Raw genomic sequence first — 23,586 nt, 5'->3', positions numbered from 1 at the left:
ATTAGTAAATATAATAGAATAAATTATTAGATGTTACTTGAAACTAGTGACAGAAATGATATATAACGCCTTTTCCTATGTATCGCTTTTATCTATTCTTTATGAGTTAAACAGGCCATAAATAAACCACTTAATTCACATCTAATTTAGATGATATAGGTAGAGATACGTTGGAAAAAATCTGAATAGTCGCAAGTGTTTCAAGGAACTCTATAAGGTTAAAAGAACAAAAAAGCTACTATGGAGAGATAAAAATAGTCTGAAATATATTAATCTCAGGGTTAGATTTTGCTTTATGTGATAAACTTATTCCAAAGCACTCGATTTCAAATAACACATTATCTCTGTAATTGATCTATTCTCGTCAAAACCTTAGTTTAACTCAAACTAGATGTTTATATTTTATTTTGCATCTAAGTTAAAAATCATTAAAAAAGGCGTAGTATCATCGCCTTTTTTTAATTTACGATTTATTTTTAGGGAAGTCTCTCATTGATTTACCTGCGTACTTAGGATTGTCTGTCCAGCCACTACTTATGTTCCTTTCTTTACACGTTCGATAAGCTTCTTCTCCAATTAACAATCTTGTTTTCTCTAAATTTTCAGGTTTGGCGTTAGATTTAATACCATCATGAGGAATCCATTTTAAAAAATAAATTTTATTTTCTTCTTCAGCAATTTTTCGATAGGGAGCAATATCTGCGGGAACAAGACGATCATTTTCTGATATATTATGAGGAACTCTGTCATTAATATGATTTAGAAAAGCATTAGTGCTAAATTTATTATTATCATCTCTCTTTAAACCTAATATCTCACATAATCGATAATACTTATCTTTTTCTATGTAAGAGTTAACTTTAAAACCATGTTTAACTTCAAATTCTAAATAAAAATTCTTTCCTCTAGCTGCTAATATTAATTTAAATGGGGATTTATCAACAAGAAAAAGGCATTTGAATAGTACTCCCTTAAAAAAGAATTCAAATTTAGATCGATCAATATTTTTAATTTTCATATCCTTATAAAGTAATTTCAAGTTATTTAATTCCAAACAGTCTACCTCCTATTTTATTAAAATCATTACGTTTATATTTTTACGTTTTAATTCCTTGAAAGGTTTCATTTGCATATATTTGGACTGAGCACCAAAAACCGAAAAAGCCAATTCCTTATATTGAAGGAATTGACTTGGCCAAAGCACCACAATTTTATATTTTTTGTCACATAGGGCATAAATTGAATTATAATGTCTAAAATTAAATTATACTCTGTAGATAAATTTTTAGTATATTCTTTTATCTGCTATATTTCATCTTTACTACAACTTTATACTATTTTACGTTTCAATCCACAAATTAGTAAGCTTGATATCATCACTAGCTGGCCGGAGTGATTTCTCTTTATCAACTTTTACGAATACAGGAACTTGCATAGCATTACCTGTTATAATCGCTTCACCTTGTCCTAGACTAGGAATCATCTGATACGAACTTTTATCAAGTGTAGGCATAGTGTTCTCAAGCATTCTTAAATCTTTCTCATTCACTAAACGATGAATCAAATAATTATGTGTTTGTGAAAGAATCGTGGGTGAAATATCTGCGGGCCTCTGACTGGATAAAGTTAAGTAAAAACCAAACTTTCTCCCTTCTTTAATAATTTCTTCAAAAATAGTTAATCTATAATCTTGCCAGTCATCTCCATTATTCTTATACTCAGAATTTAAAATGTTATGAGCTTCATCAATAATTAAGTGTTTAGTTTGATTAACACTGTTTCCCGAAACTATTTTTTTTTGCTCATCATATATCATTTTAGATAATAGCATAGGGATTAAACGAGTGATTTCTTGATTTGCATGGACAAGTGAAATAATATTTATCATTTTATAATCGTCGATAGCCTCATCTTTTACTTCAATAACTTTCTCAAGACTCTGAAAAGATGAATTGATTCGGCTAAACAACGGATTTAAATGTTCACGATTTACTTTACCCCAAGCAGTTCGATGGACCCGCTGAAATTCTAAAAATATTTTCAATTGGTTTAGTGGTGTAATTTCCATACGCCTAAAACACATAGTAAGACTTTCAGATATTGCATGAATTTTTGATCTATTAAGAGAATCTTGCGAAATTCCCTCTTCGGAACCACTATTGAACCAGATTTTTAATGAGGGAATACTATAATCCCCAGTATTATATTGTACAATTTGGTCTAATTCTGAAAACAGCGAGGAGTCTTGCAAATAGTTTTTTGCTGTGTCTATCCAGTCTTGCAAACTATCCTGATTAGCAGACTTGCCAGATGTTAATATCTTCTTAAGAGTTCCTGTTGCATATACACCAAAACAAAAATTGGTCTCATGAGAAACTTCATTAAATCTGGTTATCGAACTTCTTAGAAAAGGTACTTGTGTAGCCGGTCTTGCATCAAAAAGGATTGATAGAATGTCTGCATCAAAAAGGTACTTCTTTTTAACTGGTAATTTTCTCCCTTCGCACAGATTCCGAGTATTAATTTCAAAGATTTCTTTGTCTTCTTCATCAACACCAAAAACCCCTTTTTGAGTAGCTCCATCAATTTTTGATGATGAATATTCTCCATTAAAATCAATTACAAAGAATTGAGATTTATTTATCATTTGATTATAAAATTTCGATCTAAACAGCTCCAAATATAATTTATGCAAACTATTAGACTTTCCACTTCCTGTGTTCCCAAATATACCTATGTGAGAAGCAAAAAACTTATTAATTGATAATTGAATTGGTTGATTTTCTAAAATTGATTTTCCAATTTTAATTGTTGATTCATTATTTTCAATTCCATAAATAATTTTCAACTCTTCTATACTAGTGAGAGAGACCTCATTACCAATCATGGGTACGTATTGACTTGTTACTTGAAATTTCCCATCTTCAATGACTCCTTTAGTTTTCACAGAAACAATTCTATTTATTGAATTTTTAGAATATCTGTTATCAAATTCAGTACTTTTTATTGAGTTTTGTTGATCAATTACTTTCTCATTTGAAACAGTTACTATTATTTTAATCTCATTTTGATTAATAGTAAGATAAGCTCCAATTTTTGGTCCTGCCAATATTTCACCATACCAAATGAATTCTGCGTCATTTGACATGCTGTACATTCCAACTTGTGATACATCACTATCAACAGAAGTAATTACTCCTAATTTTTTCTTAGGACTTTCCATCTTTTAAGTCCTCCAACCTTATACCAGAAAATAGATCAGTTAAATTTATTAAGTTAAAACTGTGCCAGATCTCTTCATCATTAATTATGTTTTTTGTTTTATATTCATCACAGAAATTTTCAGGAGTTAAAATAGTAAAATTACTTCGTTCACCCTGCCATCCTAAATTTGATAAAAAGGTTGCTCTATCATTATCACTGAACCCAAAAACATACACCATTAATTCTGGGTTTTGAATAGCTCTTTTAACCATCTTTGCAATATGCTTATCTTGAAAAGAAAATCCAATTACAAATAAAACTGCTTGTGGCTTATCTAGCTCTAACTGAAAAACCCTAAGCATCTCATGAAAATGATTATTATAAAACGTCTCTTGTTCTTCATAACCTGTGGGTTTTACAATAAGTGGATTATCAACAACACTATTTCTAATATACACTGAATCATTATTTATTTCCCAATTCATAGAACCATGAGGTTTTATTAGTGTAAGTGATGGTATTTCATTTGTATAATTATCGTTTAATCCCTTATACGATACAGTTCGATTATAATTAGAGCCATCAAGTTCTCTTTCAAAGTAACCACTAGCACCATCATTAACCACAAATCTATAATTTTTTAGTACTTTGTCAAAAGCTTTCTCAATGAATAAATCATAGTTTGTCGTAAAAAGATTTGCTGTACGAGAAGTTTGCCTTGAATTTGACATGTTAAGTATATCTATTATGGTTGAAAGAAAATTTATATAATTATTCAATGTAATAGATATTTCGCTACATTCTTCAACATTATTTAATAAATCTTTACTTACTGCTTTAACTTTTTGTTTTAATTTTTCATTTCTTTTTTCATAATCTTTCTCATCAATCATTCCCATTAAAGGTATAGCAGGTAAGGAGTTACCTGAACCAATTAAAAAATTTAACTGCTTTGTAATAGCCATTTTTCTAAGTGTTTTTACTAATTCATCATTGTTATTACTCATCCGTTCGTCAACCATATTGCCCTCCTACTCGACTACTGATTACCAGATTACTACAATTATACAACACTTCACAAAAAATGAACTTACGTTGCAGAATATTTTTATGATAAAAATTACAAAACTTACACAGATGATCTTCACATAATATTGAAATTTGGTTGGAAATTCATAGATAACAAATTTATATTTGGAAAATCACCTTTAAACTCACAAATCTCCATTAAATATCATTTAAGTTACCATCTTACTTCTACTCTATCGCGCAGGTCTTACTCGTTATATCATATACCCCGCGGTTATCATGCTTCCTTGACGATACGAATTTGGTATCTCTCAAGCACTTCTTCAAGGATACTCTTGCCCAGTCACTCGTCATACAGCGCGGAGGCCAATTGTGTAGTTAGTATGTTCTTGCGTCATCCAAGACCGAATCTAAGGAAATTCCTTTACGTAGAATTGCATCCAATTCCCGGACGATTTCTAACTTTTCTACAGAAATTTCAACCAGTACACGGATACCTAGGACTAAAAGATACATTCTACAATCGCAACATAGCACAAAAAGTGAAGTTTCCTAAAAAGCATTTCCGCTATACTAAACTCGTAAGGCAAGTAGGTGCTCGATTGTCCTATCAAGAACATGAGAAAACGATTCAAGACACATTAAATTATATTGAACAGCACCTGAAAGAGGATTTACATCTTCAAACTCTAGCGAAACACGCTAGTTATTCTAGATTTCATTTTCACCGTATTTTCAAGAAAGTGATTGAGAAGTCAGTTGTGGATTATATACGGGAACGTCGAATAACCCAAGCGGCGAAGGATTTAATTCATAATGACCAACGGGCGATTGAAATCGCGTTGCAGTTTCGATTTAGTTCACAGGAATCCTTCACTAGAGCCTTTAAGAAGATATATGACATGTCATCCGCACGTTATCGGAGATTACTAAGGAATGTCATTGATAAGGAGGTAACGAATATGGTTGCAAATAAGAACACACCTACTGGCTGGATTATGACGGGAGAAACACCAACTGATTATGAAACAGGTTTGGTTGACAGAATTGTACACAGTGGGACTAACTCCGCTTATTTGAAATCAAAAGATGAAAAAACTGGAGGTTTCGCAACATTGATGCAGCAAATTAAGTCTGATCGTTATCAAGGAGAACGGCTTCAATTTTCGGCTTTTGTTAAAAGCGATGATGTGAAAAGCTCAGCTGGTTTATGGATAAGAATCGGCCATTCTTCAGGTAAAATTCTTGCGTTAGACAATATGATGAACCGAACCATTACAGGAACAAATGGATGGAATCATTTTAGTGTAGTAAAAAGTGAAGTCATTGCGTTTGGCATATTGCTACAAGGCACAGTCACATTTGGATAGACGAACTTAGTTTTAAAACGGTAGATGAAAGTGTGCCAGTGACAGAACAAAATACTGTGGATCATTTAGAGGATGAACCAGTGAATTTAAATTTTGAAGGCTAACAGGCTGAAGTGAAGAGGAGGTTAATTGCCATGAAAAAAATTGGTGTGATTTTATTGTTCGCTTTGAATTCACTCACCTTTATTTGTGGCCTTGGATTTTTATTTAAGGAAGAGGATACCACTTTAAAACAGAAGTAAAATAAAGATCAGACACCCACAGGACAAAAAAAATCAATTAAAAAAGATATCCCTACCACTATCACTTTTTTGTCATCTTGATATAATAGAAAAAATCAGAAAAATGAGAATGCGATGATAAGGAATATTACTTGCCGAAATGTTGTCAGAAAGTTGCTGGTTGATGAGAAGCAATAACATAAAGGCAGGGAACTCACCTTAGAGTAGCCTTAGTGAAATGAAAAGGATTGATGTAGTTAAGGTCGGCACCCCACCGTTATACGGGAAGGATATAAGATATAACAATCTGTATCCGAATAAGGGCATGATAATGTAAAGTTATCATGAAACAGGGGTGGTACCGCGTAAGAAGAAGTCTTTCGTCTCCAAGTTCAATCTTGGAGATGATAGGCTTTTTTTATTTCCATTTACAGGAGGAATCGATGATGTTTAACCACAAAAAATACGAAAAGAAATACTTTCTGCCACCGAACCTTACTTATGATTGGGTGAAGAAAGAAACATTAGAACGTGCTCCGATATGGTGCAGTGTGGACTTACGGGATGGAAATCAAGCATTACCTATTCCTATGAACTTAGAAGAAAAATTGGACATGTTTCAGTTACTAGTAGAGATCGGTTTTAAAGAAATTGAAATCGCATTTCCAGCTGCTAATGATACGGAGTTTAAGCTATTACGGACACTGATTGATCGTCATATGATTCCAGACGATGTCACGATTATGGTGATCACGCAAGCGAGAGAGCATATTATCCGCCGAACCTTCGAAGCCATTAAGGGGGTACCGAAAGCGATTGTTCATTTATATAATTCGACTTCAGAAGCGCAGCGCAGACAAGTATTTAAGAAAACAAAAGATGAAATTAAACAAATTGCCATTGATGGCGCTATTTTAGTAAAAGAACTGGCCGAAAAAACAGAAAGTGATATTTATTTTCAATATAGTCCTGAAAGCTTTCCAGGAACAGAAGTGGATTACGCGTTAGATATTTGTAATAGTGTTTTAGATATTTGGAAACCGACACCACATCACAAAGCGATCATCAATATTCCGACAACAGTTGAATATTCAATGCCTCATATCTTTGCAAGTCAGATTGAGTATATACACAAAAATCTGTCTTACCGAGACAGTGTGACATTATCTGTTCACCCTCATAATGACCGCGGGTCTGGGGTGAGTGATGCAGAATTTGGTGTGCTAGCTGGCGCAGAAAGAGTCGAAGGGACATTATTTGGTATCGGTGAACGTACAGGGAACGTAGACTTGATTACCTTGGCAATGAATATGTACTCACAAGGTTATGATCCACAATTGAATTTCAATAACCTAGAAGCGATTCGTAAAAAATATGAAAAACTAACAAAAATCACTGTTCATGAGAGACAGCCATATTCTGGTGAGATGGTTTTCACCGCATTCTCAGGGTCACATCAAGATGCGATATCTAAAGGTATGAAATATAGAAAGGAACATCATGTTGATAAATGGGACGTTCCGTATATCCCAGTAGATCCAGTTGACTTGGGGAGGAATTATCAAACGGATGTGATTCGAATCAATAGCCAGTCTGGAAAAGGCGGCATAGGCTATATATTAGAAACAAATTATGGCATTCAACTTCCTTATCAAATGAATGAAGCCATGGGATATGCAGCGAAGAAAGTATCTGATCAGACAAATAGGGAATTGTCTGTCGAAGAAATATATCATGTTTTTAAAGAGCAGTATGTTGATTTTCACCCTCATTTCCAGCTGATCGATTATCAATTTCATAAAGGAGAGAAGCAAGAAGTCACCTTAACTTTGCTGAGAGATCATCAACAAATTGACATACAAGGAACTGGCACTGGAAGTTTAGATGCAATCAGTAACGCGTTAAAAGCACATTTTCATCTCGAGTATGATTTGGAAGTCTATGAACAGAATTCTTTGGGCAACGATTCTCAAGCAAAAGCCTGTGCACAGATTGGTATTTCATATCAAGGAAAAATGCATTGGGGTGCTGGAATCGATAAAGATATTATAGAAGCAACAGTAAAGGCCCTGGTGGTTGCAGTAAATAAACTAGAGGTTTGGATGTAGATGGAAACAGATACACTTGAAAAACATGAAGCGATGCAATATTTAAGAGAGTACAACGAACAAGAAATCTTTTATCAACAATACCAACAGAAAAAGCATGACAATCAATCATTGCAATTATTTTTGAAGGATTATGATCAAAACAATTTCATGCAAAAGCAAATATATATAGAAGAATTTTTGCTAAGAGGCCAAAACGAATTTGAAAAAGAGGATACTATGTGGTTAGGTCAGGAGAAAGATATCGAAGTGAGAAAGTATAGCCGTTTTATGCCTCAATTGTCGGCTATCCATGATTTCTTTGAGATGATTTATGTTCTAGAAAATGAGATGTATGTAGAAGTGGAAGATAAAAAAATCGTTTTAAAATCAGGAGATATTGCCTTTATTCCACCTGACACAATACACAAGCCACTTGTAATGGAGAATACAATCGCAATCCAAATCATGATCCGCAAAAGTACTTTTCAAAAAGTGTTTTTTAAAATGTTAAAAGGAAATCATGTCATTTCAGAGTTCTTTTTGAATGCATTGTATATAAAAGAAAATAAACATATTCTTATTTTCCATAGTCACTTGGATAAAAACTTGCTAGACTGCTCTCTTCAACTTTTCACAGAAAATCACAATCGATTTCCTAGTTACCAGTTGATTATGAATAATTTGTTTGAGATATTATTATGTCTCTTATTAAGATTCAAGCCAAGTCATATGAACTTCATTCAGGTCAAACCATATAGTGATATACGTATGATTCAAATGCTTCAATATATTCAGCAATGTTGTGAGCATATAACACTCCAGAAGATGGCAGAGAAATTTAACCTTTCACAATCTTACCTGTCTAAATATATAGCTCGTAAACTCGGCAAATCATTTCGTGAGATTCGACAAGAAATAAGATTGGAAAAAGCCTGCGAAATGCTAACCGGTAGTAATTTACAAGTGGATCATATTTCGGGAGCCGTTGGTTATCAAAATGTAGAGCATTTCATTCGTTTATTTAAGAAAAAGTATCATCTAACACCACATCAATATCGTTTAAATAATAGATCATGTCAAATCAATACGAATAAAAAGGAGAAATCATCATGTCAATCAAGCAAGTAAAAGATTATTTTAAACAATATGAAATGGATACTCGAATTCAGGAATTTTCAGTATCTAGTGCAACCGTAGACTTGGCTGCTTCTGCATTGGGCTGCGAACCTGAAAGAATCGCAAAAACACTCTCCTTTCTAGTAAATGGACAAGCTATTTTAGTTGTGACCTCTGGTGATGCAAAAGTTGATAACAAAAAATTCAAAGAATATTTTAAAACAAAAGCGAAAATGCTGCCTCCTCATGAGGTCGTTGACTTGGTCGGTCATGAAATTGGCGGAGTATGTCCTTTTGCTATAAAGAATGGCGTTTCTGTTTATTTAGATATGTCACTCAAACGTTTTGAGACAGTCTATCCAGCCTGCGGGAGCAGTAACAGTGCTATTGAACTAACAATCAAACAACTAGAAAAACACTCCGGTTATACACAATGGATTGATGTGTGTAAGGGATGGAATGATGAATTCACACAATAAAACGGAAGGAAAAAGTGCAATTTAACATAAAAAAGAGCTAGAAACCCTTGATACACAAAGGTTTCTAGCTCTATTATAACTACTCCCACTCGATCATGCATAGTAACAAAAATTCCTTTAGTAGCAAGGTTTCTTAACTGTCTAATTTGATTTGGTGGTAATTTCGGTGGGAAAGCAAATTGCAAACATTATAAAAACAAGATTATCATTGTTGAAGATTCCTATTGAAATCAATTAAATCAATATTATGTTTTTCAAAATCACTAGCATCTTTTTCTTTGTAATATGTTTTAGCAGCTAAACAAATGTACTCACACAATTTATCAATATTTATGGTCACACTTTTTGTCTTTATGATTTTTCCATTATCACAAACTGAACTTGAACAAGAAGAACCAAACGAATCTGCCCCACCTATCCCTAGCTTAAATTCGTAATAATAACGATGTTCATCGTCTTCATTCTCTCCCCACTCTTTTATAGCTGAATTTCCAGCATGTAAAAAAGAGCAGCGTAGACCATAACACATTTCTCCAGTGAAATATGGATTTTCCGCCTCTGAATCATTATTTGTCCAACCTGTGTGGTCTGCATAATATTGATTTACCCAATCATTAAACCATGTTTCATACTGTTTTCTACCTAGTCTGGACCCATTTTTGTGTTTAAATTGGGGATATTCAATTCCCCCACAAATATCAGGTAAAGTTAAAGATAGTGCCAGCGCTGATAAATAGCTTTTATTACGAAGAGCATTTTCAATATCCTTTATTAAATCTAACATGGAATTTTCCTCTCTAATTCATTTTTTTAATGATTGGTTTCCATTGAATTTTATTTTTGTTTGTAAAGCAGTTTCAATTAAAATATTTCCTGCCATTACCTCAGCTAGTGCAGTATCTGCCCCACTCCACATATGGGCATAGTGTTTTAAAGTAATCTCTGGACTTGAATGCCCCATACGTTGTGATAACACAAGAACAGAAACGTTAAATTCGTTGATTAGATACGAAGCATGGGAGTGACGCAATCCTTTTGCTTGAATCCCTGTTACTCCTGCGAATTGAGAATAGCGTTTAATGATTCTGCCTATTGTCGATTTAATCATTGGCAATCCATCATAACTAAAAATAAAGTCATTTGAATTACCTAATCCTATCTCCAATTGTCGATTTCGCCATACTGTTAATATATTTATTGTATCATCATCAAGTGCAATTATTCTCTTTCCATCTTCCGTTTTTGTATAAGAATTTCTTTTCCATTCACTTCTCGTTTTCATAATTAACATATGATGGACACGTAAACGTTTATTTTTCAAATCGACATCATTCCACCATAAAGCAGTGCCTTCATTCACTCGTATTCCTGTCATATAGTAGACCCACAGCATAACAAAATTCAAATGTTCATAAAAATCTTCTATATAAATTTGGTTTATTACTTTTTCAAAATCTTCTTTTGTCCAATACGACACATTTGCCTTACCTTTTGGTATTGCTCTAACCTTCTTAGAAATATTCATTTCTAAGTATTGCATTTCCACAGCTTTATCTAAACTTTTACGGAACGTTCCAAATACTAGACTTGCATATGATTGTGAATACCCCGCACCACCATTTTCTTTACTTGTTAATAACCATGTTCGAAAATGCTGTACGTCTTCTACCGAGATTGAACGAAGAGGGATAGAAGCAAATCTATCCCTGATCTTTTCCAATATCCTTTTTCGAACAGAAAATGTACTTTCTTCAACATTCGTTTGATAATAAGGTATGTACACACTATTCATAAATTGTTCGTAAGTCATTTTATAGTTAGAATAACTGTTAACCTTATGATATTCTCTTTTTAATCGAGTTAACTCTTTGTTTGCTTCAAATGCAGAAGCAAAAGGCTTGCCATTAACATCTTTTCTTCCCTTTTTACGTATTCGTTTTCCCGTAATTCGATCAATACCAAATTCCGATTGATAAAAGAAATTTCCTTTATCATCAACATATACACCAGGGTATTTCGTTGTTTGTTGCGTTTTATTTTTCATTAGGAGTTACTCATTTCTGCCAAAAGGGAAACTCCTAAAATTGATTCAACCACATCCCTCGGTACTCTCCCCAGCCTTTTGTTGTTATAATACGGACAACCTTTTTGTACCATGATTGCTTTTGCCTGCCTAATTAGCGAAATAGCTTGATATTTCTTATAGCCTAGTTTTATTAAATCATCTTTACAAATTGTTGTACCCATCACACATATCCCTTTCCACACTAATATTCATCTTCGCTTACAAGTTCTAAAACACGTTGCTCGATTAATGATTGATCAGACTCAGTGATTTTTTCTTTCCCTATGTGTACTAACTCTTTCAAATATTCCTCAGCATATTTTTCACCGTATACTCGCCTAAATGATTCATAGACCATACTTATTGACTTTACAGTTGAATGCTCAACCCATTTTTTCTTTTTCTTTAAAGTCAACTTTTCACGCTGTACTTTCAAAGGTATTTCTTCAATACCTTCTATAAACTTTCCCCACCATTTCATTGTAGGAAGCCTATTTTTGTTATGTAACTCACTAACATTCTTAGGTTGTCTCTTGAAACAATAATGTGCTGATAGAACACCTTTAACTATAGCGTTCAATGGTTTCCCATTTGAGATTTGAAGAGCAACTAACATTGCTTTGTTTCCTGTCAACTCAAGTTCCCATCTAACCCATTTTCCAATGTTCACAACTTCATCTGCATTATCTCGTCTTTCTTGTTTCTTATCATAAATTCGTAAAATTTGAGGAGATGATCCTACGTACAACGTAAACCCTGTTAGTTTTCCATCAAGAATCCTTCCACTATTTATTTCAACATATTTATGGCTTTTCGTACTCAACTGCCCTCGTTTCACATAATCCTGTAGCGTTTTTACAGATGGAGAAGCATTATCGAATATATCTAATGCCAAATCTATCCTTGATACCTTCCCTTGTATTCCTAAAATAAATGATACAAATTTGTACCAATGCCATCCATCAATTCTTGACATGTATTCCTCATACTGTCGACAAGCTTGTCCTGACATATCTACAAGAATGCTTCCATGATTTCCCGAAGAATGTAGTTTTATATTCGCAAAGCTAATGCATCTATCGTATGTTGGATAAGGTGACCCCTTAATCTCTGAAGAAAATTCAGAGATAGGGATTCCTAAAATTTCATTAGCAACAATTGAAAATTCACTATTCGGAATTGAACAACGAAAGTAATCAATGAGACACTGATTACTTCGATTTAGACGACTCATGTGCTTCACCAATGATATAACTATCAGCTTCAACTTTAAGCTCTGAATACTGCCATGTATCAATCATTGGTTTACCTTGCCCAACAAATGCTTTCTTTTGAACCTTTTTAGGCTTTACTTTTAGTCCCGAAAAGGAAATTGGAATGAACTCACCATCTTCATAATCATCTAAAATAGGTAGGCTATCCTGTTTTTCAACTATTACAGTAATAGGGGAGCCAATTTCAGTACCGCCATTTTGTAAGACGAGTTCGATAAATGGACGATCATATACTTTAAATGTGACAGAATACTTTCCAGTTTCAACTAACTCTCCATTTAGATTTTTTTCTTTCTCAATTCGAGTAGTAAAGCCGTCTTTCTGAATCAGCATGGCTGTAGGAATCTTAAATTGTTTAATATCAAAGTGGAAATCAGCCAAATCCACATTTTCCGAGTCATTTAACGAATGTAATTTAGACGATTTTAATATTAGTTTTCCCATTTTTACAGACACCTCTTTATCATTTTTTAAATCCCCAACTCTCGGGATTTCACACAGCCCTCTAACCCATGAGCACCAAGGGTTTCGAGCATTTTCGTTGAGGGAGATTCACCAGTGTTACCCAACTGGTGCGACCCTATTTTTCGATTCATGTTGAGCAAAAATCGCTCAACTGGCCATCACTTTTTCTGAACGTTTTAGACCACTCCGTTCGGATGGCTCTGCCACCGCCTCAAACCTTCACAAAAATTGACGGTCAATATTGGCTGTAGTTGTTTGACAAGAATAGCATTAAACACTTAATTTGCTCTCTGAATCATTAGTTTTTCTATTTCTGCTATAAAATCAAAATCTTTGTCTATATACGGCGTTTCGAAATAAACTGGAGAAGTGTGTTTGCCATCTAGTTGTATGTAACCTCCACCTTTTTCTGTGACGGTCTTATATTCAACGTTTTTCGTATCAAATATCATATTATAGCCAATGGAATCCATAGCACCTAACCCAGCTTTAAACCCCATTTGTGCCCTTATATTCGTAGGTAGATCATCTGCTGATGGACGTTGCATAAGGATCTCGATCATTACTCCTGCTTGTCTACCTTTCATTACTAGAGTAAATACATAATCTAATGCTTCTTTAGCAATTTTCTTATCTACTGAATGCATAAAAGCTGAAAATTCATCAAATATCACAATAACAACAGGCAAATTGAAGTCTCGATACGTTTTTCCGAAAGCTGATATATCATTAAAATACTCCGTATATCTTCGTTCCATCAATTCGACAGTTTCCCTAAGAATTCGGCATATTTGGTTGGCATCTGTTGCAACTTTATTTTCAAATCCAGTAACAAATCTAAACAGACTTAAATCGGCTTTTTTAGGGTCTATAATTCGCAAATCAGCTTGCGGAGTCAACTTTAAATAATTAACAATTTTACCTAATATAAAGAATGATTTTCCCGATCCAGTGCCTCCTACAATAAGAGAATGGGGAACCTTGTGAAGCTCATAAGATATGTTGCCAGTTATTTTGATTTCATCTGAATCATTTACGTTAGTAACAGTAGAATTTAAATCTATACGTTCATCTTTATGCTTTAAAAATACATATTCAGCATAGTCTACTGATTTATTGATAGAGTCTAGTTCCAAGCCTAAAGCAGCTTCTAAATTCTCTCCAAGTTTCGTGGCTTCTTTGGTAAACCTATCACCGTCACGTAAAATCCTTACGACTACATGCTTACTTGTTTCCCTATATTGAATTCGAATTACTCTGATAATTTTCTTTTCCCTAACAACTTTATCGTTTTTAATAGATTCAAAGTATTCCTCGTCATATAATTTCAAAGTATCAATCATATAAGCTAAATTGTTCGCAATCCATGATTTAGGATACTCAACAAAGTTAAAGTAGAGCCTTATACTTTTATAAATGGATACCGCCCAAAAAATGATGATGATTAGATTAACGAAACCATTAAAACTGACAGAGCGATACACCACAGGAATATTAATTATTAGTGGAGGAATAGCATTAGACACCATTCCACAAAAAGCTGTCAGCACAAATATGAATACTCCAAGGAGATATTTTAATAAATTCATTTTCCTGCGCGGAAAAACAACATGATGCCATTCATTCTGCCTTCTACTAAGGATATTCTTTAGTGCCTCTAGCTTCACGGATCACTAACGCCCTTTCAAGTTCTATTTTTTATATTTACTCGATTCACTAATAATTTTACAAGGCCCACATGAATTAGCTTGCCAATTAAAACTAGAAGAATTGCAGATATTAATCCGCCCCAAAATACATGGGAAACATCAAAACTGTAATTTTCAAAACCTTGACCAAAGGTATCAAACTCTATCCAGCCATACTTTACTCCTGTCCCATAAACTTCACGAAGATTAGTTACATCAGATGAAAACACATATGTTCTACCAAAATCCGTAATACCTGACAGCCAATTCCCCAATACCAAATAAACAATCGCAAAAGGTAGAAGAATTATAGCTACTTCAAAGATGAATTTATTTATCACTTTAATTTTATTTTTCATTGTATTCTCTTCCTTTTTAAATTGATGTCCCGTTGAAAATAATTATCCAAAACGTTATTTAATATAATGGATATATTTATTTTGGTAGACTACTTTTTGGCGGGAAATGAATTCCCGCCAATTAATTTCTTTTTCAAACGAATATTGCTTCTTCACTTATTAATCTTTTTAGAATTCAGAAGAATACGCTTATCAAACAGTTCTTCTATATGAATGATTTTACTTTTTAGAGAAACGAGTAGATTCTTTACATCATCTTCATTACATTCATAACGATTTGTTGAAAGGTTTGCTATTAAATCTAATTTGATTAATGCTGTGTCTAATCTTTTATTACATAATCTTTGAAATTTATCTTTTTTTGATGACATGTAAGTTTTCTCCTTTCTAATTAAATTAATCAATAATGATTTCCCCATTTTGATCAATCTGATAATCTCCATTCCCAATAAACACAAACTCAAAATATTCATCTAAATATTCTAAAACATCTTTCTGTTCTTCATCTGTTAAATTTTCGAAATTTTCGTCAATCATATGAATCAGCTCCTCTCTTATAAATGTTTATTCTTCAATAACTGCAATATAATATTTCAGTTATTGAAGTTGTATTCTATCACAATTCTGATATCACTGCAATATCATGTTACAGTGATGTTGCAGTGATGTTGTAGTAATGTCAGAATGAACTATAACTATTGTATTGATAAGAATTAAAAAAACTCACGAACGCAATGCATTCGTGAGTTTTTTGACACTAATCTTTATTATTTTTCTCTTTATCAACACTATCAAAGTAGCGTTGTAAAATTTCACCTATAGCATACCCTTTTCGAACTATAACACCTTCACCCAATTCTTCTTGTAATTCTTTTACTGCTCTATTGATTAATTCATCAGCATTCTTTGAAACAGTAATTTGATATCTGGGCATCTTTATCACCTTTCTATTTTTGGTGGTGTGTTTGGTGGGGAACTACTTTAATAAAAACTCATTTCACATTTCTTAAACCTCAATAAAGGCTGTAAAACAGGCATTTACAAACATAATTACTCAAGTAATTTATTCCCACTCAATCGTAGCAGGAGGCTTACTCGTAATATCATACACCACACGGTTAATATGCTTCACTTCATTCACGATACGAGTCGAGATCTTTTCAAGTACATCCCAAGGGATTCTTGCCCAGTCACTTGTCATACCGTCAATAGATGTAACAGCACGGATACCGATTGTGTAATCGTATGTTCTTGCGTCACCCATGACACCTACGCTGCGGATGTCTGGGAGGACTGTGAAGTATTGCCAGATGTCTCGCTCAAGGCCGAAGTTGGCAATTTCTTCGCGTAAAATCGCATCCGATTCACGGACGATTTCTAGTTTTTCTTCAGAAATTTCACCTAGTACACGGATTCCTAGTCCTGGACCTGGGAATGGCTGTCTCCATACGATGTCGTCTGGAATACCTAGCTCTGATCCTAGAGCACGGACTTCATCCTTGAATAGCGTATTAAGTGGCTCAATCAATTCAAACTGCATGTCTTCTGGAAGACCGCCAACGTTGTGGTGAGATTTGATTGTTTGTGCCGTTGCTGTACCACTCTCAATGATGTCAGTGTAAAGAGTTCCTTGTGCTAAGTAGTCGATTCCTTTTAGCTTGTCCGCCTCGTCATCGAATACATAGATGAATTCGTTACCGATGATTTTACGTTTTTGCTCAGGATCAGACACACCTTTTAGCTTGTTTAAGAAGCGATCTTTCGCATCTACTTTAATCACGTTCATGTTGAAACCTTCGCTAAATGTTTTCATAACCCCTTCTGCTTCGCCTTTGCGAAGAAGACCGTGGTCAACGAAAATACATGTCAGCTGATCGCCGATGGCTTTGTGGATCAATACCGCCACAACAGATGAATCTACACCGCCGCTTAGTGCGCACAATACTTGTTTGTCGCCTACTGTTTCACGGATTTTCTGCATTTCGATTTCAATGAAGTTCTCCATTGACCATTTGCCATCGCACTCACATACGCCGAAGACAAAGTTCTTCAATAGATCATTTCCGTACTCAGAGTGACGTACCTCTGGGTGGAACTGAACGCCATAGAAATTCTTCTCAGCTAAGCTCATCGCTGAGTTTGGACAATGTGCACTTGTTGCATCAACTGTAAAGCCTTCTGGTACTTCAACGACAAGGTCACCATGGCTCATCCAAACGACTTGATCCGTTGGAAGGTCTTTGAATAGAGCAGGTGTTCCGTTAATATGAATGTCTGCTTTTCCATATTCACGCTGGCTTGCCGCTTCTACTTTCCCACCTAAATAGTGAGTCATCAGCTGCATGCCGTAGCAAATGCCTAGAACCGGAATGCCTAGATCAAAAATCTTTTCGTCACAGCGGAAAGATCCTTCATCATAAACACTGTTTGGTCCACCAGAAAGGATGATTCCTTTAGGGGCCATTTCTTTAATTTCTTCAGCAGTTAAAGTGTGCGGATGAAGCTCACTGTACACACCAAATTCACGAATACGGCGAGTGATCAGCTGATTGTACTGACTGCCGAAATCGAGAACCAAAATCATTTCATTTACTAAATTTGTCATGGTGTCACCTCTATGTCCAATATAGTTTTTTATAAACGCACAGAAAAAATGAGAGGAGAAAACCTGCTCTCAGTGTGAATCACGCTTTTGAAGCGCCCAGACTCACATCCGAACGCTTCAATTTCATGTATTTTAGAAGGTTTTAATATTCACCTATTCTAACAACAGGAAGGTACGCGGTCAAGACTATCTCCTGTTTATTAAATTTTCCCATAACTTTGCCGACTGCTGCCAAAGCGCCGACGCATCCTCTCGCCGATAAAGCGCACGTTCATAAAGCTTCGTCAGCTCTGACATGTGATGATCTCCATCCTTGTCATCGATCAAAGAAGCGAATTCTCTTAGCGTCATGCCTGGCTTTTTCTCGATCCCTCTGCGCCTTAGCTGTTTTAATAGAGCAGCATATGCGTAGAAAAAAGCTTCCTCATCTGGCAGACGTTTTACCTTTCTCACAATAAAGATTGGCAGCCATCTTGCTCTGAACCGGTAAAGCATCCAGCCTATGAAACCAAGAAAGACAATGACACCTGCTGTGTAGCCCAAGATTGAACCAACATGAACCATACTTGGCTTTGCTTTAGCTGCTTGTTCCTCTTGTTTTGCCGGCTGTTCTGTTTCTTGTTGCTGCGGCTGCTGTGTCTGCTCGTTTTCTTGTTGATCAGATGCGGGCTGATCTTTTTCATCCTCTTGATCATCTGCTTGGTCGTTGTTAGCCGTGGTTTCATTCGTAAATGTCTCTGGGTTCGTGAACCCTTTTGTCGGTTCAAAAGTCACCCAACCACGGTTTGGAAAATACACCTCTACCCATGAATGGGCATTGTTATTGGTCACTTCATACACATTGTTTCCATCCATCTGTGTTTCATATAACTGACCAGACGTATATCCTTTCACCCATCTCGCCGGAATTCCAATCGAGCGAAGCATGACAATCATCGAGGTTGAAAAGTTATCACAATAGCCAATCATCGTATCAAATAAGAACTGATCCACATAGTCTTCGTTACGCCCAGGCACAGAGACATTTTGGGTTTCATATGAAAACTTCGCAGATCCTAAATAATCCTCGATCGCTTTTGCTTTATCATACATATTATCCTTCGTTTCCGTTAAGCTGTTCGCCAATGTTTTCACACGCTCTGGCAGCGAGGATGGGAGCTGCAAGTATTCACGTCCGACCTGCTGGTTCACTTGCTGCTTGGTCGGTACTTTGATCCGCTGTAAATCCTCTAGGATAAATGTAGGTGATAAGAAGCTGACTCGATAGCTCCCTAAATTTTTAGGCGGGTTTTGAGTAGACGGGACAATTTTCTCCGTTTTGCCCATCATTTGCAGTGGAATGTTTTCCATTGGCGTCAGCATAACCGTACCAATCGGATAAACAGCATGATTAAATCGATAATTTGATTCCATATCGACTCTTGTTTCATGCTCCTCTGTTTTTACGCGATTGGTAAACCACCGGTTCGGCACATCACTCCCTTTTAACCGAGTAGGTTTCGTATCATTTGAAGCATCCTCCCAGCCTTTCCCCGTGTAAATACTTTTTGTTTCTACACGAAAATAAGACGGCTCTTTTCCGCTCCATTTAAATACCGGTGTACGGTCCTCACTAAACGGTCCCCCAAGCGACGAATCATCCGCACTATATCCCACCTTATTCTGCCCGGTGGAACCATCTTGATTCGTGACCGCTTTAAAAAACGGGACAGGGTCAGGCCATTTCGGATCAGATTTTGGCAAAGACGCACCGAGTGATGCTGATACAAGAACAAGCGCCAGCATGGGTAAGAACCAATTGAGACGCGCTTTCTGTGACACCCGCACACCTTCAGCCGAACGAAGCCGGTCGAAATAGAGCAGGCCAAGCAAACAAAAGCCAAATACCATAATTCGAATGATCGCAAAAGTCGCATCATAAGGCGTAAACGTATCAAGAATCGTGACATATACAATCGTCATCAGTAAAAAGAAAAAGATACGCTGCTGATACACAACCCAATAATGAAGCAAATAAACAAGTAGCCAAAGCAAAATATAAAACAACAATGTGCGGAAAGACGGATACATGTCACTCCACATGCCCATGCTCATCAAAGAAATATTATCTTTAATATCAGCAAACAGCGCAGGCAGATAACTTGGCTCTGATTGATAAAAAATCAAATATAATGCGAGCAAGATCAATCCAGCACAAATAGGAAACGTCACATACCACTTCAATCGAAAGAACGTAAACAAACACGTAAGCCCTATAAAAATGATGAAATAAGACGTATGACTCGTCTCTGTAAAATCTTGAAGCGGACGAAGCCACTCCCAAAGCAGCAGAAATGCGACAGCATAATAGATGAACAACTCAAAACGACTTTGCCGCTGATGCATATAAATGTTTGTCACCTCACAGTTCTTTCGTGCAGCCGGTCCTCAAATAAAAGGGTCGTGTGTATCCCAGAAGCTTTAAGCCGGTCCACAAGCTGTTTTTCTTTTGCCGTCAATCGATCAACGGCTCTCTTCACTAAAAGAACGGTGATGTTCTTTCTGTTTCGATTCCCAAGTAAAATGACAGCAAGCTCTTCTTGCAGATGACCTGTCACCACATACTTTCCTGTCTGCTGGTGCTCACTCGATGTTAATGATTGATAATCAGGTGCACGAGAAGGCTGATACTGCACCTTTGTTAAATAGTAGAGCATGTCCTGTAAATGCCTCTCTCCTTGATCCACTCGAAATAAGTGCTGATACCCAAGCGGGACAAGGCCTACCGGCACCCCTTTTTTCACAGCCGTTTGCAGAACCGATGCGGCCATAGACACAATCGTTTCAAAAGCGGCTTCATCTGTAAAATCAGCAAACACCACCAGATCCTTTGTCTGATTCTGTTCAAACTCCTTCGTCATAAGCTGACCTCTTCTAGCTGTTGTCTTCCAGTCCACCCAAGCGAAACGGTCTCCTTGCTGGTATTCACGCACACCTGTTGTCACATTTGTCGGTTCATTTAACCAAGAGTGCAACGCTTTGCCTCCATTTTCATTCACCGATGCAGCAGATTCAACAGGAATATCCAACATTTTAGGATACACAAGCAATTTTTTCTCTAGTGGAAGAATCACTTCTTTTTCCACAAACCCAAACATATCACCCGTTTTGATTCTAACCGCTCTCAATTGATGCTCTCCCCGCATGATGTCATTAAATTGATATGAAAATCGCCACGTTTGCCGAAACCATGGAAAGATCATTCGCTTCATTTCAATCTGTTCCTGTAAATGGAAGGTATCCGGTGGGTCATCCTCAAGTATGACGTACACGTACGGAAATAGATTCGTCCGCTTGATTTCAAGGTCAACAGACAGCACATCCCCTGCCTTTAACCGGGTATGCTGTAATGTCCTTTTGGCTGTTGCACGAAGTGGAACAAGGGCAAACAGCAAAGCATACAAAGCATATGGTGAAAATGCATAAAAAAGGAACCAGCTCACAAAGCCGCCCTGAAACATGGCATAGCAAAAGGCTGCTGCCGTGAGGAGAAGGAGCATAAACACCCGTAACCATAGTGAAAAAGCGAAACGGTCACGTGACTTCATTGAGTCATCGACTTTTGAACTGGTACGCCAATATGCTCAATCATCTGTCGTAGCAGTGTCTCCGCCTTCTTCCCTTCATATGTTGCTTCCGATGTCAAAATCATGCGATGCGGCAATGTGTAAGGCGCCAAATACTGTACATCATCAGGAATCACATAATCCCGCCTGTTCAACAGCGCATACGCCTGAGCCGCTTTCATCAATGCAATTGAACCCCTTGGGCTCACGCCTAAATAGACAGACGGATGATTTCGCGTCGCTTGGGCGATTTCGACAATATATTCTTTAATCGATGCATCCACATGTACGGTCTGAACCGCTTGCTGCAAAGCATGGATATGATCTTTTGTCATGACTGCCTGAAGCGTGTCAATTGGCGATTGTTTCTCCTGCAAATTCAGCACCTCAAGCTCCTCCAGCATGGTTGGATACCCCATCTTCAGCTTGAACAAGAAACGGTCCATTTGCGCCTCTGGAAGTGGATAGGTTCCCTCATACTCCACTGGATTTTGCGTAGCCATCACAAAGAAAGGATCTGCCAGCGGCATCGTTTCTCCGTCCACTGTGACACTGCCTTCTTCCATCGCTTCAAGAAGGGCTGATTGTGTTTTAGGAGAGGTTCGGTTGATTTCATCAGCCAAAATAATCTGCCCCATAATCGGTCCTTGTCTAAATTCAAACTCGTTTGTCTTTTTATTATAAATCGACACACCTGTTACATCTGAAGGCAAAAGGTCAGGCGTAAATTGAATTCGCTTAAACTCACACCCAATGGATTTTGCCAGAGCACGAACCATCATGGTCTTCCCAACGCCAGGCACATCCTCTAATAGCACATGCCCCTTCGCCAAAATCGCAACAAGGCTTAATATCGCAATATCTTTTTTCCCTACCATTACTTTATTGATGTTATCTACGATTTTTTGTAAATCTGAATGCATCGGTTCATCAAATGCCATCCTGATCCTCCTATCACGTTTCCGTCAATTTTCATATAGTCTAACTTTACCATACAACACGCATTTGCATGAAACATCAACACGTAGAAAAAAGAAGCCTTCTCACGATGGAAAAGACTTCTGCTCCTCTTTAGGCTCACTTGCTGGTTCCATATGAACATGAGAGTGTAGAATATCATGTTCCTGCTTCATTCTGCGTTCAATTTCATCTGCAATATCATGGCTTTCTGCGATGTTTAAATGCGGTTCTACTTCAACGACCACATCCACATGGACGGTGCTTCCAAGATAACGAGCTTTAATGTCTTTCAAATCGCCCACTCCTGGTGTCGCTTCAATCGTCTCTTTATATTTAGACATATCTTTTATATGAAAACCGTCCGTTAACGAATGAGACGCATCTCTGAAAATCTCCCACGCCGTTTTACAGATAATTAAGCCAATCACAAACGCAGCAAGCGTATCAACCCACGCCAGCTGAAATTGAGAGGCGATAATTCCGACAAACGTCCCGATACTCACATAAGCATCTGATTTATTATCAGCCGCTGCCGCATATAGCGCCTGGCTATTAATTCGTTTAGACAGTTTACGGTTATACATATACACGCCATACATCACAACAGCACTTCCTGCTGCCGTCCAAGCCGCAATCATATCAGGCGTTTGATGCTCTGATGAGAAAAGCGACTGGCCTGCACTCAGCAAAACCTGAAGCCCGACAAGCATCATAATAAAGGAAGCCACAAGTGACGCAATATTTTCAGCTCTAAAATGACCGTATGGATGATCCTCATCAGGTGGCTTCTGAGAAATACGCAGCCCAATTAATACGGCAAGCGAAGCAATGATATCTGTCGTATTATTCAAGCCATCTGCGGAAAGGGCTTCTGAATGAAACACATACCCAATGATCAGTTTGACAGCAGATAAGATCACATAGGCTATAATGCTGACCCAAGCACCTGTTTCACCTTGTCTTAATTCGTTGTAGCGCTCCATACCGAACAGCGCCTCCTCACACATTACTTTTCTATATTTATCTTACAAAGCCAAGCCCGTGTGGGTCTACAGC

General features: G+C 36.5%; 22 protein-coding genes, 1 pseudogene and 1 other annotated feature. Of the genes and pseudogenes, 4 read left to right on the top strand and 19 right to left on the bottom strand.

The window, feature by feature from the left end:
- Positions 1 to 463: 463 nt before the first annotated feature.
- The 4 genes and pseudogenes from ES896_RS14935 to ES896_RS20475 all read right to left on the bottom strand — a co-directional run.
- The gene (locus ES896_RS14935) at positions 464 to 1,054 is read right to left on the bottom strand and encodes a DUF6037 family protein (RefSeq protein WP_135226964.1); all 591 of its coding nucleotides are present in this window, start codon (positions 1,052 to 1,054) and stop codon (positions 464 to 466) included.
- 285 nt (positions 1,055 to 1,339) lie between these two features.
- A complete protein-coding gene (locus ES896_RS14930; RefSeq protein ID WP_135226963.1) occupies positions 1,340 to 3,223 on the bottom strand; it encodes an ATP-binding protein in 1,884 nt (627 codons plus the stop codon).
- Positions 3,210 to 4,226, bottom strand: a complete 1,017-nt coding sequence (locus tag ES896_RS14925; protein ID WP_205687773.1) for an SIR2 family protein — start codon at positions 4,224 to 4,226, stop codon at positions 3,210 to 3,212. The genes ES896_RS14930 and ES896_RS14925 overlap by 14 nt, the downstream gene beginning before the upstream one ends.
- Before the next feature lie 235 nt (positions 4,227 to 4,461).
- Positions 4,462 to 4,734 (bottom strand): annotated as a pseudogene (locus ES896_RS20475) (GMP synthase (glutamine-hydrolyzing)); the annotation flags it as partial.
- 101 nt (positions 4,735 to 4,835) lie between these two features.
- Here ES896_RS20475 and ES896_RS14920 point away from each other — a divergent pair.
- The 4 genes from ES896_RS14920 to ES896_RS14905 all read left to right on the top strand — a co-directional run bounded on the left by ES896_RS14920 (position 4,836) and on the right by ES896_RS14905 (position 9,509).
- Positions 4,836 to 5,603 carry a helix-turn-helix domain-containing protein gene (locus ES896_RS14920; protein ID WP_225310541.1) on the top strand — a complete coding sequence of 256 codons (768 nt, stop codon included), beginning with the start codon at positions 4,836 to 4,838 and terminating at the stop codon, positions 5,601 to 5,603.
- Positions 5,604 to 5,950: 347 nt separating this feature from the next.
- Positions 5,951 to 6,215: a binding site (T-box leader), on the top strand.
- 55 nt (positions 6,216 to 6,270) lie between these two features.
- Complete coding sequence (locus ES896_RS14915) at positions 6,271 to 7,932, top strand: 2-isopropylmalate synthase (RefSeq protein ID WP_135226962.1); 1,662 nt, start codon at positions 6,271 to 6,273, stop codon at positions 7,930 to 7,932.
- On the top strand, positions 7,933 to 9,042 hold the full coding sequence (locus ES896_RS14910) for a helix-turn-helix domain-containing protein (RefSeq protein ID WP_135226961.1): 1,110 nt from the start codon (positions 7,933 to 7,935) through the stop codon (positions 9,040 to 9,042).
- On the top strand, positions 9,024 to 9,509 hold the full coding sequence (locus ES896_RS14905; RefSeq protein WP_052320940.1) for a YbaK/EbsC family protein: 486 nt from the start codon (positions 9,024 to 9,026) through the stop codon (positions 9,507 to 9,509). The genes ES896_RS14910 and ES896_RS14905 overlap by 19 nt, the downstream gene beginning before the upstream one ends.
- A gap of 205 nt (positions 9,510 to 9,714) precedes the next feature.
- Here the strand turns inward: ES896_RS14905 and ES896_RS14900 are convergent, their stop codons facing one another.
- The 15 genes from ES896_RS14900 to ES896_RS14840 form a co-directional block, all read right to left on the bottom strand.
- Positions 9,715 to 10,293, bottom strand: a complete 579-nt coding sequence (locus tag ES896_RS14900; protein ID WP_135226960.1) for a hypothetical protein — start codon at positions 10,291 to 10,293, stop codon at positions 9,715 to 9,717.
- Between the two features lie 18 nt (positions 10,294 to 10,311).
- Positions 10,312 to 11,553: a tyrosine-type recombinase/integrase gene (locus ES896_RS14895; RefSeq protein WP_135226959.1), complete on the bottom strand. Its 1,242-nt coding sequence runs from the start codon at positions 11,551 to 11,553 to the stop codon at positions 10,312 to 10,314.
- Positions 11,553 to 11,756, bottom strand: coding sequence for a DUF3173 domain-containing protein (locus ES896_RS14890; RefSeq protein WP_056705756.1), 204 nt, complete (start codon positions 11,754 to 11,756; stop codon positions 11,553 to 11,555). The genes ES896_RS14895 and ES896_RS14890 overlap by 1 nt, the downstream gene beginning before the upstream one ends.
- A 20-nt stretch (positions 11,757 to 11,776) precedes the next feature.
- Positions 11,777 to 12,808, bottom strand: a complete 1,032-nt coding sequence (locus tag ES896_RS14885) for a replication initiation factor domain-containing protein (RefSeq protein ID WP_135226958.1) — start codon at positions 12,806 to 12,808, stop codon at positions 11,777 to 11,779.
- On the bottom strand, positions 12,786 to 13,292 hold the full coding sequence (locus tag ES896_RS14880) for a hypothetical protein (protein WP_034320420.1): 507 nt from the start codon (positions 13,290 to 13,292) through the stop codon (positions 12,786 to 12,788). Before ES896_RS14880 ends, ES896_RS14885 begins: the two co-directional genes overlap by 23 nt.
- A gap of 299 nt (positions 13,293 to 13,591) precedes the next feature.
- Entirely contained in the window at positions 13,592 to 14,980 is a 1,389-nt protein-coding gene (locus ES896_RS14875; RefSeq protein ID WP_236810255.1) for an FtsK/SpoIIIE domain-containing protein, read from the bottom strand.
- Positions 14,981 to 14,997: 17 nt separating this feature from the next.
- Positions 14,998 to 15,360 (bottom strand): hypothetical protein, encoded by a 363-nt coding sequence (locus tag ES896_RS14870; RefSeq protein ID WP_135226957.1) that lies wholly within the window; start codon positions 15,358 to 15,360, stop codon positions 14,998 to 15,000.
- Between the two features lie 152 nt (positions 15,361 to 15,512).
- The gene (locus tag ES896_RS14865; RefSeq protein ID WP_135226956.1) at positions 15,513 to 15,731 is read right to left on the bottom strand and encodes a hypothetical protein; all 219 of its coding nucleotides are present in this window, start codon (positions 15,729 to 15,731) and stop codon (positions 15,513 to 15,515) included.
- 25 nt (positions 15,732 to 15,756) lie between these two features.
- Positions 15,757 to 15,897, bottom strand: coding sequence for a hypothetical protein (locus ES896_RS20170; RefSeq protein WP_167764461.1), 141 nt, complete (start codon positions 15,895 to 15,897; stop codon positions 15,757 to 15,759).
- Positions 15,898 to 16,117: 220 nt separating this feature from the next.
- Positions 16,118 to 16,294, bottom strand: coding sequence for a hypothetical protein (locus ES896_RS20165; protein ID WP_167764460.1), 177 nt, complete (start codon positions 16,292 to 16,294; stop codon positions 16,118 to 16,120).
- 129 nt (positions 16,295 to 16,423) lie between these two features.
- A complete protein-coding gene (gene guaA / locus ES896_RS14860) occupies positions 16,424 to 17,965 on the bottom strand; it encodes a glutamine-hydrolyzing GMP synthase (RefSeq protein ID WP_017359841.1) in 1,542 nt (513 codons plus the stop codon).
- Between the two features lie 186 nt (positions 17,966 to 18,151).
- Positions 18,152 to 20,350 (bottom strand): transglutaminase TgpA family protein, encoded by a 2,199-nt coding sequence (locus ES896_RS14855; RefSeq protein WP_135226955.1) that lies wholly within the window; start codon positions 20,348 to 20,350, stop codon positions 18,152 to 18,154.
- A gap of 11 nt (positions 20,351 to 20,361) precedes the next feature.
- Complete coding sequence (locus ES896_RS14850) at positions 20,362 to 21,552, bottom strand: DUF58 domain-containing protein (protein WP_007496954.1); 1,191 nt, start codon at positions 21,550 to 21,552, stop codon at positions 20,362 to 20,364.
- On the bottom strand, positions 21,549 to 22,511 hold the full coding sequence (locus ES896_RS14845) for an AAA family ATPase (RefSeq protein ID WP_135226954.1): 963 nt from the start codon (positions 22,509 to 22,511) through the stop codon (positions 21,549 to 21,551). The genes ES896_RS14850 and ES896_RS14845 overlap by 4 nt, the downstream gene beginning before the upstream one ends.
- A 102-nt stretch (positions 22,512 to 22,613) precedes the next feature.
- Positions 22,614 to 23,513 (bottom strand): cation diffusion facilitator family transporter, encoded by a 900-nt coding sequence (locus tag ES896_RS14840; protein WP_008344349.1) that lies wholly within the window; start codon positions 23,511 to 23,513, stop codon positions 22,614 to 22,616.
- Positions 23,514 to 23,586 lie beyond the last annotated feature (73 nt).

Origin of the sequence: Bacillus sp. 005/A4HT-01/001, assembly GCF_004634445.1 — a bacterium.
Classification (GTDB): Bacteria; Bacillota; Bacilli; order Bacillales; family Bacillaceae; genus Bacillus; species Bacillus altitudinis.
Note: the sequence above shows the minus strand (reverse complement) of the source record. Positions and strands in the feature narration are given on the sequence as shown.

Excerpts from the sequence above, each read along its gene's own strand:
- ES896_RS14930 (WP_135226963.1), bottom strand. The coding sequence starts at position 3,223 with ATGGAAAGTCCTAAGAAAAAATTAGGAGTAATTACTTCTGTTGATAGT.
- ES896_RS14925 (WP_205687773.1), bottom strand. The coding sequence starts at position 4,226 with ATGGTTGACGAACGGATGAGTAATAACAATGATGAATTAGTAAAAACA.
- ES896_RS14915 (WP_135226962.1), top strand. The coding sequence starts at position 6,271 with ATGTTTAACCACAAAAAATACGAAAAGAAATACTTTCTGCCACCGAAC.
- ES896_RS14910 (WP_135226961.1), top strand. The coding sequence starts at position 7,933 with ATGGAAACAGATACACTTGAAAAACATGAAGCGATGCAATATTTAAGA.
- ES896_RS14905 (WP_052320940.1), top strand. The coding sequence starts at position 9,024 with ATGTCAATCAAGCAAGTAAAAGATTATTTTAAACAATATGAAATGGAT.
- ES896_RS14900 (WP_135226960.1), bottom strand. The coding sequence starts at position 10,293 with ATGTTAGATTTAATAAAGGATATTGAAAATGCTCTTCGTAATAAAAGC.
- ES896_RS14895 (WP_135226959.1), bottom strand. The coding sequence starts at position 11,553 with ATGAAAAATAAAACGCAACAAACAACGAAATACCCTGGTGTATATGTT.
- ES896_RS14890 (WP_056705756.1), bottom strand. The coding sequence starts at position 11,756 with ATGGGTACAACAATTTGTAAAGATGATTTAATAAAACTAGGCTATAAG.
- ES896_RS14885 (WP_135226958.1), bottom strand. The coding sequence starts at position 12,808 with ATGAGTCGTCTAAATCGAAGTAATCAGTGTCTCATTGATTACTTTCGT.
- ES896_RS14880 (WP_034320420.1), bottom strand. The coding sequence starts at position 13,292 with ATGGGAAAACTAATATTAAAATCGTCTAAATTACATTCGTTAAATGAC.
- ES896_RS14870 (WP_135226957.1), bottom strand. The coding sequence starts at position 15,360 with ATGAAAAATAAAATTAAAGTGATAAATAAATTCATCTTTGAAGTAGCT.
- ES896_RS14865 (WP_135226956.1), bottom strand. The coding sequence starts at position 15,731 with ATGTCATCAAAAAAAGATAAATTTCAAAGATTATGTAATAAAAGATTA.
- ES896_RS20170 (WP_167764461.1), bottom strand. The coding sequence starts at position 15,897 with ATGATTGACGAAAATTTCGAAAATTTAACAGATGAAGAACAGAAAGAT.
- ES896_RS20165 (WP_167764460.1), bottom strand. The coding sequence starts at position 16,294 with ATGCCCAGATATCAAATTACTGTTTCAAAGAATGCTGATGAATTAATC.
- guaA (WP_017359841.1), bottom strand. The coding sequence starts at position 17,965 with ATGACAAATTTAGTAAATGAAATGATTTTGGTTCTCGATTTCGGCAGT.
- ES896_RS14855 (WP_135226955.1), bottom strand. The coding sequence starts at position 20,350 with ATGCATCAGCGGCAAAGTCGTTTTGAGTTGTTCATCTATTATGCTGTC.
- ES896_RS14850 (WP_007496954.1), bottom strand. The coding sequence starts at position 21,552 with ATGAAGTCACGTGACCGTTTCGCTTTTTCACTATGGTTACGGGTGTTT.
- ES896_RS14845 (WP_135226954.1), bottom strand. The coding sequence starts at position 22,511 with ATGGCATTTGATGAACCGATGCATTCAGATTTACAAAAAATCGTAGAT.
- ES896_RS14840 (WP_008344349.1), bottom strand. The coding sequence starts at position 23,513 with ATGGAGCGCTACAACGAATTAAGACAAGGTGAAACAGGTGCTTGGGTC.